This is a genomic window from Cellulosimicrobium sp. G4 BAM 1002 (assembly GCF_057126935.1).
The window spans coordinates 522,820-541,748 of the sequence record NZ_CP182109.1 but is presented as its reverse complement, the minus strand read 5'-3'; the positions used below and the strand labels follow the sequence as shown (position 1 = coordinate 541,748).

The 18,929-nt window shown below is 72.9% G+C and carries 16 protein-coding genes and 3 tRNA genes; 5 read left to right on the top strand and 14 right to left on the bottom strand.

What is annotated here, in order from left to right; genetic code table 11:
* Positions 1 to 5 precede the first annotated feature (5 nt).
* The 3 genes from ACMXGY_RS02490 to ACMXGY_RS02480 form a co-directional block, all read right to left on the bottom strand.
* Complete coding sequence (locus ACMXGY_RS02490; RefSeq protein WP_483775305.1) at positions 6 to 614, bottom strand: TetR/AcrR family transcriptional regulator; 609 nt, start codon at positions 612 to 614, stop codon at positions 6 to 8.
* A 61-nt stretch (positions 615 to 675) separates the two neighbouring features.
* A complete protein-coding gene (locus tag ACMXGY_RS02485; RefSeq protein ID WP_483775304.1) occupies positions 676 to 1,275 on the bottom strand; it encodes a GDSL-type esterase/lipase family protein in 600 nt (199 codons plus the stop codon).
* Positions 1,276 to 1,348: 73 nt separating this feature from the next.
* A tRNA-Arg gene (locus tag ACMXGY_RS02480) sits at positions 1,349 to 1,421 on the bottom strand.
* A gap of 239 nt (positions 1,422 to 1,660) precedes the next feature.
* Between ACMXGY_RS02480 and ACMXGY_RS02475 the strand changes: the two genes are divergently transcribed.
* Entirely contained in the window at positions 1,661 to 2,425 is a 765-nt protein-coding gene (locus ACMXGY_RS02475; RefSeq protein WP_483775303.1) for an ABC transporter ATP-binding protein, read from the top strand.
* Positions 2,422 to 3,795 (top strand): FtsX-like permease family protein, encoded by a 1,374-nt coding sequence (locus tag ACMXGY_RS02470; protein WP_483775302.1) that lies wholly within the window; start codon positions 2,422 to 2,424, stop codon positions 3,793 to 3,795. The genes ACMXGY_RS02475 and ACMXGY_RS02470 overlap by 4 nt, the downstream gene beginning before the upstream one ends.
* Positions 3,796 to 3,924: 129 nt before the next feature.
* Here ACMXGY_RS02470 and ACMXGY_RS02465 read toward each other — a convergent pair.
* Both ACMXGY_RS02465 and ACMXGY_RS02460 read right to left on the bottom strand, forming a co-directional pair.
* Positions 3,925 to 4,013 (bottom strand) — tRNA-Ser (locus ACMXGY_RS02465).
* A gap of 145 nt (positions 4,014 to 4,158) precedes the next feature.
* Complete coding sequence (locus ACMXGY_RS02460; protein ID WP_483775301.1) at positions 4,159 to 5,133, bottom strand: helix-turn-helix transcriptional regulator; 975 nt, start codon at positions 5,131 to 5,133, stop codon at positions 4,159 to 4,161.
* Positions 5,134 to 5,196: 63 nt separating this feature from the next.
* Between ACMXGY_RS02460 and ACMXGY_RS02455 the strand changes: the two genes are divergently transcribed.
* Positions 5,197 to 6,333: an epoxide hydrolase family protein gene (locus ACMXGY_RS02455; RefSeq protein ID WP_483775300.1), complete on the top strand. Its 1,137-nt coding sequence runs from the start codon at positions 5,197 to 5,199 to the stop codon at positions 6,331 to 6,333.
* Positions 6,334 to 6,388: 55 nt separating this feature from the next.
* Here ACMXGY_RS02455 and ACMXGY_RS02450 read toward each other — a convergent pair whose 3' ends face one another.
* The 6 genes from ACMXGY_RS02450 to ACMXGY_RS02425 form a co-directional block, all read right to left on the bottom strand.
* Positions 6,389 to 7,666 carry a threonine/serine exporter family protein gene (locus ACMXGY_RS02450; RefSeq protein ID WP_483775299.1) on the bottom strand — a complete coding sequence of 426 codons (1,278 nt, stop codon included), beginning with the start codon at positions 7,664 to 7,666 and terminating at the stop codon, positions 6,389 to 6,391.
* 134 nt (positions 7,667 to 7,800) lie between these two features.
* Positions 7,801 to 7,885, bottom strand: a tRNA-Ser gene (locus ACMXGY_RS02445).
* 99 nt (positions 7,886 to 7,984) lie between these two features.
* Complete coding sequence (locus tag ACMXGY_RS02440) at positions 7,985 to 8,599, bottom strand: GTP-binding protein (RefSeq protein WP_483776771.1); 615 nt, start codon at positions 8,597 to 8,599, stop codon at positions 7,985 to 7,987.
* Positions 8,600 to 8,996: 397 nt separating this feature from the next.
* Positions 8,997 to 9,407, bottom strand: coding sequence for a DUF742 domain-containing protein (locus ACMXGY_RS02435; RefSeq protein WP_483775298.1), 411 nt, complete (start codon positions 9,405 to 9,407; stop codon positions 8,997 to 8,999).
* Positions 9,408 to 9,417: 10 nt separating this feature from the next.
* Positions 9,418 to 9,867 carry a roadblock/LC7 domain-containing protein gene (locus tag ACMXGY_RS02430; RefSeq protein ID WP_024839165.1) on the bottom strand — a complete coding sequence of 150 codons (450 nt, stop codon included), beginning with the start codon at positions 9,865 to 9,867 and terminating at the stop codon, positions 9,418 to 9,420.
* 36 nt (positions 9,868 to 9,903) lie between these two features.
* Positions 9,904 to 13,839, bottom strand: a complete 3,936-nt coding sequence (locus tag ACMXGY_RS02425) for a sensor histidine kinase (RefSeq protein WP_483775297.1) — start codon at positions 13,837 to 13,839, stop codon at positions 9,904 to 9,906.
* Between the two features lie 231 nt (positions 13,840 to 14,070).
* On the opposite strand from ACMXGY_RS02425, the gene ACMXGY_RS02420 reads away from it, so the two are divergent.
* Both ACMXGY_RS02420 and ACMXGY_RS02415 read left to right on the top strand, forming a co-directional pair.
* A complete protein-coding gene (locus ACMXGY_RS02420; RefSeq protein WP_483775296.1) occupies positions 14,071 to 15,048 on the top strand; it encodes an NAD(P)H-quinone oxidoreductase in 978 nt (325 codons plus the stop codon).
* A 78-nt stretch (positions 15,049 to 15,126) separates the two neighbouring features.
* Positions 15,127 to 15,759: a bacterial proteasome activator family protein gene (locus ACMXGY_RS02415; protein ID WP_483775295.1), complete on the top strand. Its 633-nt coding sequence runs from the start codon at positions 15,127 to 15,129 to the stop codon at positions 15,757 to 15,759.
* Position 15,760: 1 nt separating this feature from the next.
* Here ACMXGY_RS02415 and ACMXGY_RS02410 read toward each other — a convergent pair whose 3' ends face one another.
* The 3 genes from ACMXGY_RS02410 to ACMXGY_RS02400 form a co-directional block, all read right to left on the bottom strand.
* Positions 15,761 to 16,651: an EamA family transporter gene (locus ACMXGY_RS02410; RefSeq protein WP_483776770.1), complete on the bottom strand. Its 891-nt coding sequence runs from the start codon at positions 16,649 to 16,651 to the stop codon at positions 15,761 to 15,763.
* Between the two features lie 184 nt (positions 16,652 to 16,835).
* The gene (locus ACMXGY_RS02405; RefSeq protein ID WP_483775294.1) at positions 16,836 to 17,804 is read right to left on the bottom strand and encodes a carbohydrate ABC transporter permease; all 969 of its coding nucleotides are present in this window, start codon (positions 17,802 to 17,804) and stop codon (positions 16,836 to 16,838) included.
* On the bottom strand, positions 17,801 to 18,790 hold the full coding sequence (locus ACMXGY_RS02400) for a carbohydrate ABC transporter permease (RefSeq protein WP_483775293.1): 990 nt from the start codon (positions 18,788 to 18,790) through the stop codon (positions 17,801 to 17,803). The genes ACMXGY_RS02405 and ACMXGY_RS02400 overlap by 4 nt, the downstream gene beginning before the upstream one ends.
* Positions 18,791 to 18,929 lie beyond the last annotated feature (139 nt).

Genomic DNA, 18,929 nt, shown 5'->3' with positions numbered 1-18,929 from the left:
GGTGCTCAGCGAACGGGGGTGGGCGCCGGTGCGCGGGCGCCGTCGAGCAGCGACTCGAAGGCGCTGCGGGCGCGTTCCTCGGCGCGAGGGTCGGCCATGAAGACGTGCGCGTGGTTGACCCCGAGCATGACGCCGTAGAGGTCGGACGCGAACTGCTCGGGGTCGACGTCGGCACGGAAGCCGCCCTCTGCGACGCACGTGCGGTAGACCTGCGCGACGACGTCGTAGAGATCTCGGTGGTCGCGGACGAGCTGGTCGCGCACCGCGCCCTGCTGGGCCGAGAGCTCGGTCGCGGCCTTGACGAACAGGCACCCTCCGGGGTCCTGCCGCAGGTCGCACGCGAGCCATCCCTCGAACAGCGCCCGCAGCCTGGGCTCGCCGCGCGGTGTGCGCAGCGCGGGGGCGATCACCGAGTCGACGAACTCCGCGCGCGCCTGGCCGAGGACCGCGAGCTGGAGCGACTCCTTGGACCGGAAGTGCGCGTACAGGCCGCTCTTCGACAGGTCCGTGGCACGCGCGAGCTCACCGATGGTGAGTCCGGACAGCCCGACGCGGTACGCGGCCTCCACGCCACGGTGCAGGATCACCTGCCGCGTCTCGTCGCCCTTGGTCATGGTCGCGACCGTAGCACGGTCGTGCGGAAACTGGGAAGGGTTCCGAGCGGACCAGGTCGCCTCACGCGATCCAGTCGAGGACCGGCTCGACGAGCATCCTCGCCATGGCCTCGTAGCCCTCCGCCCCGGGGTGGGCCCCGTCCCCCGCGCGCACCTCGCGCCGCCACACCTCGTCGTGCACGGTCCGGTCGAGCACGCTCACGTACGGGACACCCACGCGCGTCGCCTCGGCGCGGAACGCGGCGTCGAGGACGGTGCTGCGTGCGTTGTGGTCGTCGTCGTCCACGGCCACGGGGCCGACGACCAGCACGGGAACCCGCCCGAGCACCTCCGGCACGCGGCGCAGCGCCGCGACCGAGCGCGCGACCTCGAGCCGGGGAGCGCCGTCGTCGAGCGACCCGTCGTTCACCCCGAAGGAGACGACGACGCGCGGCTCGCCCGCGGGCGCGAGGCGCGGCCCGACCTCGCGTGCCAACCGCTCGACGACCTGCTCCGAGGTGTCGCGCCGGACCCCGAGGTTGTAGGCCGTGAGCGGAAGGCCCCGGCTCGCCGACGCGGCGACGATGCGCCCCACCCAGCCGAGAGCCGTCTCGTCACCGACGCCGGCGACGAAGGAGTCGCCGACGAAGCACACCCGCACGTCACGGTCGGAGCGTCGCACCGGCGCAGTCTACGGCGCGGGGGAAGAACGACGAACGGCCCCACCCTGCTGGGTGAGGCCGTTCATCCGTGTGTGCGCCCGAAGGGATTCGAACCCCCAACCTTCTGATCCGTAGTCAGATGCTCTATCCGTTGAGCTACGGGCGCCGGTCCTGCGGTGTTTCCACAGCCGTTGATCGCTCACCGGCCGTCCAGAAGACTACCGTGTCGACGCCGCGAACCCAAACCGGATGCGCTCCCTGAAGCAAGAGGTGACCGACGCCACGCCGTCCCCCTCGCGCCGCATCCCCCGGACCGTGCGGTCCACCCGTGGTCGGACCCGGCCCCGACGACGTCCCGCCCGCAGCCCGACGCGGCCGCCCCGCCCGACGACGGACGATCGACCCATGACGTTCACCAGCCCCGCCTCAACCCCCGGCGGCTCGCCCCTCGTCGCGAGCGCGCTCACCAAGGTCTACGGCTCCGCCCAGGCCACGACGCACGCCCTCGCCGGCGTGAGCCTCACCGTCCACCCGGGCGAGTCGGTCGCCATCATGGGGCCGTCCGGCTCAGGCAAGACGACCCTCCTGCACTGCCTCGCGGGCATCATCACCCCGACGTCGGGATCCGTGGCGTGGCGCGGCGAGGACGTCACGACCCTGTCGGAGGCGCGGCGCACGATCCTTCGCCGCCAGGACTTCGGCTTCGTGTTCCAGTCCGGCCAGCTCCTGCCCGAGCTGCCCGCCGTCGAGAACGCCGCGCTCCCGCTCATGCTCGCCGGGACCGCGCGCACCGAGGCGACCGCCGTCGCCGCGCGCTGGCTCGCGCATCTCGGCCTCGCCGGGATGGAGCAGCGCCGCCCCGGCGAGCTCTCGGGCGGCCAGGCGCAGCGCGTCGCGATCGCGCGCGCCCTCGTCGGGTCGCCCGGCGTCGTGTTCGCCGACGAGCCCACCGGCGCGCTCGACCAGTCGACCGGCGCAGAGGTCCTCGACGTCCTCACCCGCGCGACGCGCGACTCGGGCGCGGCGCTCGTCATCGTCACGCACGACGCGGGCGTCGCACGGCACTGCTCGCGCACCGTCACCATGCGTGACGGGCGCATCTCGGGCGAGTTCTTCGCCCCGGGCGCCCAGGCGGAGCAGGCCACGCCGAGCCAGGAGAGCACGCGATGAGGACCGTCGACCTCTGGTGGCTCCTGCGGCGGCGCAGCGCGGACGACCGCGACCCACAGGCCCTGACCAACGTGCTCGCCATCATCGCGTTCGCCGTCACCACCGCGATCCTGCTCGTCGTCATGGGCGGGTTCCACGCGTTCTTCGGTCGCGCGGGCGGGATGGAGGGGCTCCGCGACGGCACCGCAGCCGGCGTGACGCCCTACGACACCCAGTACCCCTTCTTCGCCGGGATCGCCTCGCTCCTGCTGCTCATCCCGCTCGTCACGCTCGGTGCGGCGGCTGCACGGCTCGCCGTGGCGCGCCGCGACGCGCGCCTGGCAGCCCTGCGCCTCGCGGGCGCCACGACGGGTCAGGTCACGACGCTCACCGCGCTCGACGCCGCCGCGCAGGCCGTCGTCGGGGCCCTCGCCGGGCTCGTCGGCTACGGGCTGCTCCTGCCGCTCGTCGCGCAGCTGCGCTTCCAGGGCCGGACGTTCGAGATCGGCGAGCTGTGGGTCGGCGTCCCGGCGCTGCTCGGTGCCGTCGTGCTCGTGGTCCTCGTCGCCCTCGCGTCGGCCCTCGTGAGCCTGCGCCGCGTCGCGATCACGCCGCTCGGGGTCGCGGCGCGCGTCACCCCGCCGGGGCTCAAGGCCGTCCGGCTGCTGTCGATGGGAGTGGCGTTCCTGGCCCTGATCATCGCGACGAACCTGTCCTTCGGGTCGGTCGCCGTCGTGATCACCGTCCTCACCGTCATCCTGCTCGTCGGCTTCGCCACGGTGAACGTCGTGGGACCGTTCGTCATCTGGGTCGTCGGGCGGATGACGGCCGGCGGCGCCCGCCGCGTCCCGACCCTGCTCGCGGGCCGGCGGATCGTCGACAACCCGAAGACGGCGTGGCGCTCCGTCGGCGGCGTCGCGCTCGCGACGTTCATCGCGGGGCTCACGAGCGTCTTCGCGCTGGTCGACCCGGGCACCGGTGCGGACGCGGGCGAGGTCCAGCTCATGACGGACCTCAAGACGGGCGGGTTCCTCACGCTGGCCATCGCGGGCATCCTCGCGGCGGTGTCGACGGGCGTCATGCAGGCCGGTCGCGTCATCGACCAGCGCAGCGAGTACCGCACCCTCGTGCTCTCCGGGACGGACCTGCGAACGCTCGACCAGGCACGGTTCCGCGAGACGCTCGTGCCGCTCGTCGTCAGCGTCGGGGTGTCGACCGTGGCTGCTCTGCTGTTCATGGTCCCCGTCATCGGGCTGAACGCATTCTCGAACGCCGAGGTCGTGCTGCAGTTCCTGGTGTGTGTCGTCGCGGCGTCGGCGCTCGTGCTCGCGGGTGCCGGGGCGTCCCGGTTCGTCGTGCGGTCGGCGCTCGCGACGACGGGGACGGCGTAGCCCCGCCCCGGAAGCTGTCGGCACCCCGTCCCACCGAGGGCTCGTGGGGTGCTGACAGCTTCTCGGGAGGCCGCCGCCTCCGGGCGACAGAAAAGGCCCCGGGCGCTCGGCAGCCGGGACCTTCCTGAGCGGAGACGGAGGGATTTGAACCCTCGAACGGATTGCTCCGTTACCACCTTAGCAGGGTGGCGCACTAGACCTGACTATGCGACGTCTCCTCGCACGCTCGTCGAAGAGCCTGCGTCGCCCAGGGTACAAGGGCACCGGCGCGAGACCAAACCCGCCCCGCCCGACGGCGTCGCCCCGTTCCCCGGTTCGCCAGGCGCTCGGCGCTGTACCGGCCAGGTACCGGTCAGGTGCCGGTCAGGGCCGCTCCGTTCTCGGGCGCTCACCACGTGCCGCGCGGCCGAACCTCGTCGCGAGGCGGTCGAACGCCAGGGCGAGCTCGTCGCCGTCGATCACCTCGACGTCGACGTCGAGCTGTGCCAGCCACAGCGCGAGCCGGTCCGGGTCGTCGGCACCCAGCTCGACGCGGCACGTCGACGCGTCGACCGCCTCGAGGTCGAGCGGGATGGGGATTCTCGCCGTGACCTCGGCTGCGGGGGCGTGCACGAGCACCCGGGCACGGTACTTCCACGACCCCGTGCTGATGCGCGCGACGACGTACCCGACGACGTCGTCCTCCGGGTCGACGCGCGGCCGGAACCCCGCGCCCGTCGGTGCGCGCGGAACCATGCGGTCGACACGGAAGACCCGCCAGTCGTCCCGGTCGAGATCCCACGCGAGCAGGTACCAGAACGATCCCCAGGTCACCAGCCGCTGCGGTTCGGCGTGGCGCGCCTCCTCGGGTCCCCCGGGCTTGGTGTACCCGAACCGGAGCCGCTCGTGGCCGCGGATCGCCGCCGCCGCCGCACCGAGGACCGAGAGGTCGAGCGGCGGTTCGCGCTCCGGGACGCTGCTCGTCGCCTCGCGCACCGCCTCGACCCGCCGACGCAGCCGCGACGGGAGCACCTGCTCCAGCTTCGCGAGCGCGGTGAGCGACGTCTCCTCGACGCCGAGCCCCCGGGTGGCGACGGCACCCAGCCCGACCGCGACGGCGACCGCCTCGTCGTCGTCGAGCAGGAGCGGAGGCATCGCCGTCCCGGCAGCGAGCCGGTACCCGCCCGCGACACCGGGCCGCCCGTCCACGGGGTAGCCGAGCGACCGCAGCTTGCCGACGTCGGCGCGCACGGTCCTCGTGCTCACCCCGAGCCGGCCGGCGAGCTCGGAGCTCGTCCAGCCGCGCCTGAGCTGGAGCAACGACAGCAGCTCGAGCAGACGGGCGGAGGTCGCCAACATGTCCTCGATCATCCCAGCGATTGCGGAAGCAAGCCTGCCGCATCGCCTGGGAACGTCGACGTCATGACCGAGACCACGACGCTCACACCGTTCCGCATCGACGTCCCGCAGGCCGACGTCGACGACCTGCGGGCCCGGCTGGCGCGCACGCGCTGGCCGATCCTCGTGCCAGGCCGGGACGCCCGCGACGACTTCAGCCGCGGCATCCCTCTGGCGTACCTCCAGGAGCTCGCCGGGTACTGGCGCGACGGCTTCGACTGGCGTGCGCAGGAGGCACGGCTCGACGAGCACGCACAGCTCACGACGGTCGTCGACGGCCAGACGTTCCACGTCGTCCACGCCCGGTCGGCGAACCCCGACGCCGTCCCGCTGCTGCTGAACCACGGCTGGCCCGGCTCGTTCGTCGAGTACCAGCGGCTCCTCCCCCTGCTGACCGACGACTTCCACGTGGTCGTCCCGTCGCTGCCCGGCTTCGGGTTCTCCACCCCGCTGTCGTCCACCGGCTGGGAGCTGGCGCGGACCACGGAGGCCTACGCCCGGATCATGACGGGTCTCGGCTACGAGAGGTTCGCGGTCCACGGCACCGACATCGGTTCCGGTGTCGCCGGCCGCCTCGCCGCCGTCCACCCCGAGCGCGTCATCGGCATGCACCTCGGCGCAGACCGTGCCGTGCTCGGGCTGGTCGGCGACAAGTTCCCCCTCCCCGACGGTCTGTCCGAGGACGAGATCGCCCAGCTCTCGGCGCTGCGTGCCGAGCGCGCGGCGGAACGCGGGTATCTCGAGATGCACAACCACCGGCCCGACACGATCGGCCCGGCGCTCACGGACTCGCCCGTCGGTCTGCTCGCGTGGGTCGCCGAGAAGTTCAAGACCAGGGCCGACGGCGGCTACCGGGCGCCCGTCGTCGACCGCGACCAGCTCCTCACGAACGTCAGCCTCTACTGGTTCACCCGCAGCGGTGCGTCGAGCGCGCAGCTCTACTACGAGGCGGAGCACTCCGGGCTGGCCCTGTCCATGGCCGCCGGGGTGCCGTCCGGATGGGCGGTGTTCGACGCGCACCCGCTCGTGCGGCGCACGATGGACCCGGGGACCGCGGTCGGCCACTGGAGCGAGTTCGCCGAGGGAGGTCACTTCCCCGCGATGGAGGAGCCGACGCTGCTCGCGGACGACCTCCGCGCCTTCTTCCTCGGCGTCCCCTGAGCCCGGCGTCGGGGCCGGCGGCTCGGGACCAGGCCGCGTCCGGGCACGCGAGGAGCTAGCGCTCGAACGTCCACTCCCGGTCGGTGAGCATGCGTGCGACGGCAAGCCCGATCGCCAGCGCGACGATGACGAGCCCGGCCTCGACGGCGTAGGCGAGCGCCCGGGCCGTCTCACCGGTGTTGAACTCGTAGACGGCGCGGTACGCCGTCACCCCGGGCACCATGATGACGACCGCCGGCACGGACACCGTGATGCGCGGCACGCGCAGCGCGGGTGCCACGGTCGCGGCGAGCAGCCCGACGAACAGCGCTGCAGCCGCGGCGGCCGCCTGCGGGACGACCCCTCCGTCGACGAGCAGGATGCGCCCGACGTTCGCGACCATGCCGATCGACGCGGCCCCGACCGCCATCGCCCACGGGCTGTTGAACATGAGCGCGAACCCGAGCACGCCGAGGAAGCTCGCGAGCGCGCGCAGCCCGAGCAGCAGCGGTTCGGTGAGCCCCTGCGGCGGAACCGGGTCGGGGGCCAGGCCGGCCGCCGCGGAGACCCCCCACACGGCCAGGGCTGCCGACGCGAGGATCATGAGCGCGTACGTCAGGCGCGCGACACCGGCGGAGAAGTCGAGCTTCGCGAGGTCGAGCGCCCCGGTGACGAGCGCGAAACCCGGCACGAGGAACAGCACCGCGGAGACGTACCCCGCCTCGTGGCTGCCCGCCACGCCGGCGGTCGCCGACAACGCCAGGACGAGGACGAGGTAGGCGATGCTCGCGACGGCCGCCGCAAGCATCGTCACCCCGAACTGGTTGATCCCCCGGTGCAGCATCGCGCGGCGCACGCCCTGCCCGAGTGCCGCCGCGACGAGCACGGCGCCGCACTCGACCACCCCGCCGTTGTTGAGGAACGCGAACGCGGCGCACGCGATCCCGGCCCACAGCGCGTTGAGCAGCGCGCCGTACAGCGGCGGCCTGCGCGCGATCCGGTCGAGCTCCGCGTCGACCTCGTCGAGGTCGGCCCCCACCGGCAGCGCGGCCGAGAACCGCTCGAGCTGCGCGAGCCGGTCCGCGTTGATGCCGACCGACCGGACTTCCGTGAGCTCGGTCCGGAAGATCGGGCCGCGGTACGACGTCGCCGTGATCTCCGTGAGCGTCACGTGGGCCGCGACCCGGTCGAGGCCCAGCGCGTGCGCGGCACGGCTCATGTGCGACTTCACGCGGTAGCTGCCGGTCCCCGCGGACAGCGCGAGCCGGCCGATCCGCAGCACGGTTCCTGACCGGCGGATGAGGTCGACGGGCTCGAGGCCGGCCTCGTCGGCCGCGGAAGGCTCAGACGTCACGGGGCCATGATCCCGTACGCGATCGCGCCCGGCACTCGCCGAAGGTCCCGTACGTCACGGGTGTTGGCCGGGACCCGGCCGACGCGGACGTCGGGCCGGGACGGAGCACTCGCCCCGACCCGGCCCGACCGTTGCGGAGGGCGAGGGATTCGAACCCCCGGTGCGTTGCCGCACAACGGTTTTCAAGACCGTCACATTAGGCCGCTCTGTCAGCCCTCCCGGCGAGCCATTGTGGCACGCCCGGCCCGTGCACGACGACGGCGGACCGCCCCGTGGAGGCGGCCCGCCGTCGTGCGGTGGTACAGGGTGCGGGAGCGGTCAGGCCGCCCCACGGAGCTGGCGCATCGCGAGCTGGACGAGCGCGATGAGCGTCTGCTTGGTCGCCGCGCGCGAGCGGGCGTCCGTGTAGAGCATCGGCACGTGCGCGGGGATCTGCAGCGCCTCGCGCACGTCCTCGAGCTTGTGCTTGGCCACGCCGTCGAAGCAGTTCACACCGACGACGAACGGGATGTTGCGCGACTCGAAGTAGTCGATCGCCGGGAAGCACTGCTCGAGGCGGTCGGTGTCGACGAGCACGACGGCGCCGATCGCACCGCGCACCAGGTCGTCCCACATGAAGAGGAAGCGGTCCTGGCCCGGCGTGCCGAACAGGTAGAGCCACAGGTTCCCCGGCAGGGAGACGCGGCCGAAGTCCATGGCGACCGTGGTCGTCGTCTTGCGGTCCGTCACGCCGCCGGCGTCGTCCACGCCCACCGAGTGCTCCGTCATGGCGGCCTCGGTGTTGAGGGGCTCCACGTCGGAGATCGAGCCGATGAAGGTCGTCTTGCCGACCGCGAACCCGCCGGCGACGACGATCTTGACGACCGTAGGGGCCGTGCGCGCGGCCGCCGGGGCTCCGCCCTGCGCCGGAGCCTGCGCTGCTGCCGAGGCCATGGGCTGCGGAGCCGTGCGGGGCTGGGCCGCGACCGGGGCTGCGGCCGGTGCCTGCGCGGGAGCGGTCGGCGAGTACGCCGACTGCGCCGGACCTGCCTGCTGCTGCCCCGTCGGCGCCGGGTGCCCGGCGGGCGGCTGCGCGGACGCCGCGGGGGCGGCGGTGGGCGCCGGAGCGGCCTGCGCCGGGGCGGGCGACACGGTGGTCGCCGGCTGCGCGGGCACGGCCTGAACCGTCGCGACCGCCGCGGGCTGGGCGGACGGTGCCTGCTGGCTCTGGACCCCGGCCGGCGCGTTGACCGGTGACCACGCCGTCGCACGGGCCGCTGCGGGCTGACCCGTCGGCACGCCTCCGATCACCCCGGACGGCTGCCCTGGCTGCGGCGCGCTCCCCGAGCCGTCAGAGGGTGGAAATGCCATTGAGAACACTCTCCAAGACGCTCAGGGACAGGCCCGAGTGGTTGCTGCCGTGACCCGTGTGGACGTTGAGCGGGGTCGACGTGTGGACGGTGATGTAGTTGTCCTCCTGCAGGTCCGCCACGAGCACCTTCGTCACACCGAGCGGGAGCCGCAGCAGCGCGGACAGCTCGGCGATCGACACGTAGGTGTGCGCGGCGTGCTGGAGGATCGAACGCTTCTCGGGCGGGAGGCCGTAGCTGTTCACCGCGCCGGGCATGACCTCGACGAGGGCCTCGAGCGGAAGGTCGGAGGTGGCCGACCGCACGCGGCCGCCCGTGACCGCGTACGGACGAACCGTCGCCGCCTCGTAGCCGTCGTGGGCCCTCGTGCTGCCGAAAGGTACGTTCGTCATCGATCAGACCTCATCCCACCGGGGCTCGCGTTGCACCGTCAACGGGGAGGCTGCCCCGCATCTCCGAGATCAGCTGCGGGGTCAGGGTCGCCTCGGTGCGCGACACGAGCAGCGCCATCTCGTAGCCGATGAGGCCGATGTCGCAGTTGGCCTCCGCCACGACGCCGAGCACCGACCCGTTCGAGACGTTCATGAGGAACAAGAAGCCGTTGTCCATCTCGATGATCGCCTGGCGGACGTTCCCGCCGTTGAGCTGGCGAGCCGCGCCGCGGGTCAGGCTCGACATCCCCGAGACGATCGCGGCGAGCTGGTCACCGCTGGTCCGGTCGAGCTGGTCGGACATGGCCATGAGCAGGCCGTCCGCCGACACCACGAGCGTGTGCCGGCTCCCCGGGACCGTACGCACGAAGTTGTCGAGCAGCCACCCGAAATTCGTGGCCTCGGTGCTGAGCGCGTTCACACTTCCTCCTCGTCAGTTGCCGCAGACGGCATGTCGTCACCGCGCCTGCGGCGCTGAATCAGGGACATAATCCATGGTCTGAGGGGTCCACGTCGAACCGGTCTCGTCGGTGCCCTCCACGCGGCCGCGGGCCGTGGCCGACTGGAACGCCGACAAGCGTGCTCGCAGCTGTTCCGGGTCACGGTCGATGCGCGCCGTGAAGCGGTCCACGTAGCCTTCGCGCTGGTCACCACGAGAGCGTCGGGTCAGGCCCGCCACGGGCGCGGAGTCGACCTTGAGGGGCTGGTAGGTGCCGTCGTTCGGGTCCGCCAACGTCGCTTCCTGGAAGTCGGTGCTGCCCTGCAGCAGGGTGGACATCTCCTCGTACAGCACCGCCGACGCCATCCAGTCGGACCGCGCCTCGACCGAGTCGCTGATGTAGCCGGCGTCGAGCGGCTCGAGCGAGTCGGGGACCGGGCGACGCACGAGCGGGGCGGGCGGCCCGTAGCCGCCCACGGCCGGCGCCGCCGGCGCGGCCTGCTCGGCAGGCTGCGCCCACGCGGCGCTCGCCGGCGCGACCGGCTCCGCCGGGGCGTAGGTCGGCTCGACGGGCACCGCGACCGGCGCCTCGACCGGTACAGGGCGGTGCGCCACCGGCGCGTCGTCCTGGACCGGGGGCAGGAAGCTCGTCTCGTAGGTGGACGCCGGGGCGAACGAGGACGACTCCGCGGCGGTCTGCTCGGGCGCGAACGCAGGCTGCGCGGCGACGGGCTGTTCGGCGCGCGCGCCGAACGCGGAGGCGCGAGCAACGGGCTCCGGCGCCGGGGCCGGAGCCGGGGCCGGGGCCGGGGCCGGGGCCGGGGCGAGCGTGATCGGCGCCGAGGCCGGGGCCGGGGCCGACGTCACGACCGGACGCGAGGCGAGCGCATCGGGCGACGGGCCGGTGGCGACCGTCGCCTGCGGCGTCGCGGTCGTCCGTGGGCGCCGTCCGAAGATCCCCCGCTTGCGCGCCTGGCTCTCCCGCAGGGAGCGCCGCGTCGGCAGGTCCGCCATGAGCTCCTCGAAGCGGGGCAGCGCCTCGAAGGTCAGCTCGGCGGGGATCTCGTCGTCCGCCTCGCGCGTCTCGCCGCCCTCGGCGACGAGCGGGACGTCGGACGCGGTCGGCACCTGCTCCGCGACGGCGGGGGCCGGCGCCACGAGGTCCTCCGCGGGAACGGCCGGGACCACGCGGGTAGCGTCGTCACCGGCGTGCGGCGCGACGGACCACGTCTGCTGGGCCGGCTGCTCGGCGGCCCACGTCTGCTCGGGCGCCCGGTCCTGCTCTGGCGAGGGCTCCGGCGCCCACGCCGCGGCGGGCTGCACGGTGCCGGGCTCGTGGGCGGCGGGCTGGGGCGCCCACGAGGCGGTCTGCTCCTGGGTGGCCTGCTGGACCGGCTCCTGGAAGCTCTCCTGGGGGGTCCACACGTCCTGGAGGACCGGCGCCGGGTCGACGGGCACCTCGGTGACGAGCGGGATGTCGGTGGCCGTGACGTCGGGAGCTGGTGCGAGCTCGACCGGGTTGTCGGCGGCAGGCCGCTCACCGACCGGACGGAAGCTCGAGAACAGCGCGCTGCGGGTGCTGACGTCGATCACGGGGATCTCGGCCGACACCGGCTCGACCGGCGCGACGGCGGGACGAGAACGGCTCGGCAGCGTCCTGCCCACGTCGGCGACCTCGGCGGGCGGGGTCCACGCGTCGTCGGACGCCGGGAGCTGGTCGGGCAGCGTCGGGCTCGCGAGCGGCGGGAGGACGATCGCGCCGGTCTGCGGCCCGGACGAGAAGGAGGCGCTCGGCGCTGCCGCGGCCGGGTCGACGGTCCGCGAGCGACGCCGGGGCATGCCCGTCTGCGTCGTCCCGTCGGTGAGCGCGTCGAGGTCGACCGGCACCGCGAGCGGCGCCTCCGGCTCGACGGCCGGGAACGACGACGTCGGTGCCGGCTGCGCGACAGGTGCCGGGGCCTGCGGGGCCGCCGGCGCGACGTCGGCGGGCGGCAGGGCCGGGTACGAGTCCGTGCCGCTGAGCTGCTGCGCCGCCGCCTGCGTGCCCGTCTCGAGCGGGTCGGTGGGCTGCGGGAGCGGGACGTTCGAGTCCGGGACGAAGAGGACGCCGGGGAACGACACCGTGACCTCGGTGCCCTTGCCGTCCGAGCCCGCACCGAAGTGCACGCGCGCACCGAGGCGGTCGGCGAGGCGGCCGACGACGTACAGGCCGAGGCGCTGGGCGCCCACGACGTCGGACGCCGCGTGCGTCGCGACCTTCCGGTTGGCGTCGGTGATCTCCTCGGGCGTCATGCCGAGGCCGTGGTCGCGGATCGTGACGCGGACGAACTGCTCGTCCCGACCGGTCGTGACCTCGACCGGGGTGTGCGGCTCGGAGAACATCGTCGCGTTCTCGAGGAGCTCGGCGAGCAGGTGCGCGGCGTTCAGCGCGTTGTGCCCGAGCATGAGCGGGTCGACGACGAGGTTGAGCCGGACGCGGTCGTACAGCTCGATCTCGGACGACGCCGTACGGATGACGTCCGAGGCCGGCATCGGCTGGCGTACGCGGCGGCCGGAGTCGATGCCCGCGAGGACGAGGAGCGACTCCGCGTTGCGGCGCATACGGGTCGCGAGGTGGTCGAGTCGGAACAGGTTCGACAGCGTCCCCGGGTCCTCCTCGGAGCGCTCGAGGTCGTCGAGGAACGCGAGCTGGCGGTTGAGGAGCACCTGGTCGCGACGCGCGACGTTGACGAACATCTCGGCGATCGAGCCACGCAGCGCGGCCTGCTCGCGCGCGACCTTGATGGTCGTGGAGTTCACGTCGTTGAACGCGGTCGCGAGCTGACCGACCTCGTCCGTGGACTCGACCGAGATCGGCGCGAGGTCGATCCCGGGGCCCTGGCCCGGGACGGCGACCTGCTCGACGAGGCGCGGGAGCTGGTCACGCACGTCCTCGGCCGCGTCGGTCAGGCGGCGCAGCGGATTGACGATCGCGCGGGCGATGAGGCCGGCGACGAAGATCGACAGGACGATCGCCGCCAGGGTCGCGGCGATCGTGATGACCGCCTGCGTCGTGGCCGCGCCCGCCAGGTCGGAGGCCTTCTCGGCCGTGTCCGTGCGGACCTCGTCGCGCACCGGGCTCGCGAGGTCGCGGTCCTCCTGCGAGAGGTCCGACCACTGACGGGCCTGCGTCGCGGGCGCCGACTCGGGACGGGAGCCGGACAGGTTCCCGCGGAGCTGGGTGTAGGTCGCACCGGGGGGAGGGAGCGTCAGCTCGCCGGGCAGGTCCCGCACCGCGGCGCGTGCCTCACCCGCGAGAGTGTCGCCGGCGGTGATGAGGACTGCCGCCGGCTGGGCCACGCTCGTGGGGACGTCCCCCTGCTCCTGCGCCAGGTTCAGCACCGCGGCGGCGACCGGCTGCTCGAGGGCCTGCTGGGCGAGCAGCTCGTCGAGCAGCACGTACGTGTCGAGGTACTGCGCGAGGTCGCGGTCGGGCGTCGTGTCCGCGAGCGTGCGGGGCACCTCGAGCGCCCGGTCGATGAGGTCCGTGTACTGGTCCGTCCGCGAGATCTCGCCGATGTCGGAGCGGTCGATGCCCCGGCGCAGGTTGACGAGGTCCTGCCGGTCGGCGATCGTCTCGGCGAGCGCCGCGCGCACCCGCGGGTCGAGCGCGGAGGTGTTGAGCGCCTCGTAGCGCCGGTCACGAATGTCGAGAGCGCGGTCCGTCTTCTCGCGCTGCGCCATCATCTGCTCGGTGGCACCCTCGGTACCGTAGGAGTCCAGGATCGCGTAGGTGCGCTCGGCCGCGATCTCGGTCCCGGCCGCGTCCTGCGCGGCCAGCGCGTCCACGAGCGCGCTCGCCTGGCTCGCGTTCCGCGCCGACGTGATCGCCTGCCCGGAGATGACCGCCGCGGCGAGGAAGAGGACGAGGACGGGCACGGCGAGGGCCGCAAGGATCTTCCCGCGAACGCTCAACCTGCGGAGCATACGAACCTGCCTCCATCACCCTGGTCCACCCGGTTCGGCGGCGGTCGGCGCACGCTTCGGCGCGTCTCGAACAGCCCGACTCCCCGGTCGTGCGTACTAACTATCGGTGCACATCCTCCGGACGCCTAATCCGTGGGGAAGCGCGACCACGCGCGCGACTCCAACGGTGCCCCGACGGCGGCCCGGCACCTTCCGGGCCCGCCGCGTAGTCTCGGCGATGTGCGAGGCGTCACGATAGCGGCCCCCGGTGGCCCTGCGAAACTAACGGTTTCCGAGCTCCCTGACCAGACCCCCGGCCCCGACGAGCTGGTCCTGCACGTCGCCTCCGCTGGCGTGAACCGTGCTGACCTGCTACAACGCGCCGGAAACTACCCTCCGCCCCCGGGGGCCCCGGAGTGGCCGGGCCTCGAGGTGTCGGGCACCGTCGCGCTCGTCGGGGACTCTGTGACGGGCTGGTCCGTGGGCGACCGGGCGGTCGCGCTGCTCGAGGGCGGGGGTTACGCGGAGCAGGTCCGTGTCCGTGCGACGCAGGTGCTGCCGGTGCCCGACGGCGTCGACCTCGTGGATGCTGCCGCGCTCCCCGAGGCCGCGTGCACGGTGTGGAGCAACGTGGTCGACGCGGGCCGGCTCGTCGCGGACGAGTGGCTGCTCGTCCACGGCGGCTCGGGCGGGGTCGGCACGATCGCGGTGCAGGTCGGGGCAGCCCTCGGGGCGCACGTCGCGGTCACCGCGGGCGGCCGCGAGCGCGCCGACCGCTGCGTGGCGCTCGGGGCGAGCCTCGGCGTCGACCACCGCACCGAGGACTTCGTCGCGGCGGTGCGCGACGCGTCGGGCGGGCGCGGTGCGGACGTCGTGCTCGACGTGATCGGTGCCGCGTACCTCGAGCGCAACGTCGAGGTGCTCGCCACGGGCGGGCGGCTCGTCGTCGTCGGGATGCAGAAGGGCCGACGCGCGGAGCTCGACCTGGGCAGGGTGCTCGCCAAGCGGGCGGTCGTCACGGGCAGCCTGCTGCGCTCCCGCCCCTCGCACGAGAAGGCGCGGATCGTGCACGAGGTGCTGACCCACGTCTGGCCGATGGTCGAGGACGGGCGGGTCCGGCCCGTCGTGCACGCGCGCGTGCCGTTCGACGAGGCCGCCCGGGCCCACGAGATGCTGGAGTCGGGCGAGGCGTTCGGGAAGGTGCTGCTCGTCCCCTGACGACCGCTCGCCAGTTCGCACCGCGTCCGGACGACGCCGGTCCGTGCGTGCGTGGGCGCCAGGCGCAAGACTGTCCCCATGGCTGACGCACCGAGCGACCCCCGCCCCACCGAGCCCGAGGGCACCGACACCGGACGGGAGGACGAGGCGCCCGAGCGGACGACGGTCGTCATGCCCGACGGCACGGGAGTGAGCGTCGTGGAGAGCGACGACTCCACGGACCCCGACCGCAACCCCACCACCGTGATCGAGGAGCCGGCGAAGGTCATGCGCATCGGCGGCATGATCAAGAAGCTGCTCGACGAGGTGCGCGACGCCCCGCTCGACGAGGCGGCACGCTCCCGGCTCGCGGAGATCCACGAGCGCTCGCTCAGCGAGCTGGAGGACGGCCTCTCCCCCGACCTCGTCGAGGAGCTGCACCGGATCACTCTGCCGTTCTCCGACGACGCGGTGCCGACCGACGCCGAGCTGCGCGTCGCGCAGGCCCAGCTCGTCGGGTGGCTCGAGGGCCTCTTCCACGGGATCCAGACGGCCCTCGTCGCCCAGCAGATGGCCGCGCAGGCACAGCTCTCGCAGATGCGGCGCGCGCTGCCCCCCGGATCGTTGCCGATGGGACCGGGCGGTCCTGGCGGCATCCCCGGCCAGCCGGGCCAGCCGGGCGGGCGGCCGGACGAGCACGACGGTCGTCCCTCGCCAGGTCAGTACCTGTAGGTCAGGCGGGCGGCGGGTCCACCGGCCCGACGGTGGCCGACGACGTCGTGTCTCCGGGCCCGCCCCGGCGCGCCGTCATGGCGATCGCGCCCGAGACGAGGACGAGCCCGAGCAGCTCGGGGACCGTGGGCACCTGCCGGAGCACGACCGCGCCGACCACCGCGGCGGTCGCGGGGAGCAGAGCGAGGAGCACGGAGAACGTCGCGGCGCTGACCCGCCGCAGGATGACCTGCTCGAGCGCGTACGGGACGACGGACGAGAACACCGCGATCCCGGCGACCGCGACGACGTACCGCCAGTCCCCCAGCACCGGGACCGCCGACGGCGCGAGGAACGGCGCGAAGACGAGCGCCCCGACCGTCATCGCCACCGCGAGCGACGTGACGCCGGAACCGGCGACCGCGACACGGCGCCCGAGCACGATGTACGCAGCCCAGCACGACGCGGCGACGGCGATCGCGGCGAGCCCGAGGATCGCGTCCTCGCGCGGAAGGTCCGACTCGATCGTCACGCCGGCGAGGAGCACGACGCCGGCTGCGGCGACGGCGATCCCGCCCCGCTCGCGCCACCCGCGCCCCGTGACAGCCGCCACGGCGACCGGCCCGAGGAACTCGATCGCGACGGCGGTCCCGAGCGGCAGGTGGTCGATCGCGACGTAGAACGCGAGGTTCATCGCCGCGAGCGCGACACCGAACACCACGATCCACCCGAGGTCGTGCCGGGTCCACGACCGCCGCCACGGGCGACGCCACACCAGCAGGAAGACCGCGGATGCCGCGATCCGCAGCCACCCGATCTCGACAGCCCCGGCGACCGCGAACAGCCCGACCGCGATCGCCGCCCCCAGGTACTGCGTGAGCCCGGAGACGACGAACAGCGCCGGCACGGGCACCCGCCCGAGGGCGGCGGCAGGACGGACGGGCACCGCACGACTCTACGACCAGACCGACCCACCGCCGCCGGGCACGCCACCGACGACTGGTCACGGCCGCGACGCCGGGGCGAGACGTGAGGACGAGCGGTGGTGGACGGGACGCGAACCACCGCGGCGGTGACACGTCGCGGTGACCGTGACCTCAGCCCTTGACGGACCCCGCGAGCAGACCGCGCACGAAGTACCGCTGGAGCGCGATGAACACGACGAGCGGCACGATGATCGAGATGAACGCGCCGGCCGTGAGGATGTGCCAGTCACCGCCGCGCGATCCCGCCATCTCTGCCACGCGCACCGTCAGCGGGTACGACGAGGTGTCGGCGAACGTCAGGCCGACGAGCAGGTCGTTCCACACCCAGAGGAACTGGAAGATCGCGAACGACGCGATGGCGGGGACGAGCAGCGGAAGGAGCACCTGGAAGAAGATCTTGACGTGCCCTGCGCCGTCGACGCGCGCCGCCTCGACGAGCGACCGCGGGATGTCCTTCATGAAGTTGTGCAGGAGGAAGATCGCGAGCGGCAGCGCGAAGATCGAGTGCGACAGCCAGACGGTCCAGAAGGTGCCGTTGAGGCCGACGTTGACGTAGTCGCGCAGGAGCGGGACGAGCGCGACCTGCAGCGGCACGACCTGGAGCGCGAAGATGCCGACGAAGAGGATGTCGCGCCCGCGGAAGTCGATCCACGCGAACGCGTAGGCGGCGAGCAGCGCGAGCGTGATCGGGATGACGACGGCGGGGAGCGTGATGACGAAGGAGTTGACGAAGTACGTCGCGAGGTTGTTCCCGCTGCCGTACAGCGCCTGGTCGTAGTTGTCGAGCGTGAACTCGGCCTCGCCGGTGAAGATGCCCGGGATGACGGTCCACCAGCCGCTGCGGCGGATGTCCAGCTCGGGGCGGAACGAGGTGACGAGGAGCCCGACCGACGGGATCGTCCACAGCAGCGCGATGATGATCGCCAGGAATGACGCCCACGGCGAGCTGAGCTTCCCCTTGGCGGCGATCGCGCGCTTCTCGAGCCGGGAGAGCTTGCGGGGGGCGCGTGGCCCCTCGAGCTCGGCCTCGGTGGTGAGGTCGGTGTCGGGGACGACCGGCGGGATCGGGGTGCTGGTCATCGGATCTCCTCCGCGAGCCGCATCTGACGGACGTTGTAGACGATGATCGGGATGACCAGGATGAAGAGGATGACCGCGAGCGCGGAGCTGAGGCCCTGGTTGTTCTGCCGGAACGCCTGCGTGTAGAACTCGTTCGCGACGACCTGCGTGCCGAACTGGCCGCCCGTCATCGTCCGGACGATGTCGAAGATCTTGAGCGTCGCCATCGCGATGGTCGTGAGGACGACGACGAGCGCCGGGCGGACGCTGGGGACGGTGATGTACCGGAACATCCCCCAGCCCTTGAGGCCGTCGAGCCGGGCCGCCTCGACGATGTCGTCAGGGATGGCCTTGATCGCGGCCGAGAGGATGGTCATGGCGAACCCGGTCTGGATCCAGATCATGACCACGATGAGGAAGAACGTGTTCCAGGGTTGCCCGATGAGGAACTGCTGCGGCTCGCCGCCGAGCCAGACGATCACCTGGTTGAGCAAGCCGATCTGCTTGACGCCGGGCTGGTCGGGCCGGAACTCGTAGACGAAGCCCCAGATGATGGACGCGCCGACCATGGAGATCGCCATGGGCAGGAAGACGAGCGCCTTCGCGAACTTCTCGAAGCGCGTGCGGTCGACGAGCACGGCGTAGACGACGCCGATGAACGTCGAGAGCAGCGGCACGACGACCACCCAGATCGCGGTGTTGCGCAGCACGAGCTGGAACTGGTCGGTCGTGAACGCCGTGACGTAGTTGTCGAACCCGACGAACTCGTTGCCGCGGCGGTCGAAGAGCGAGTTCCAGATCGTGATGAGCGCGGGGCGGACGAGCCCCCAGGCCAGGCCGACGACCGCCGGGCCGACGAACGCGAGCACCACGACCCAGCGCGGGATGCGCTTGGGCCTGTCCACCGCGAGCAGGATCGCCCCCATGACGACCACGAAGAGCAGGATCGCGAGGAACATCAGGCCGAACTTCTCCACGGGAGAGCTCGGTTCGGTCAACCAGTCCATGGTGGCCTCCGGTCTGATCGCCCGCGGCGTCGGGGGCGAGCTGGTCTACATCCTGGACCCGGAGCGGGGGGTCCGCCACAGTGGGCGGACCCCCCTCCGGTCATACGCTGCGCGGACGGGACACGGCCCCGTCCGGCGG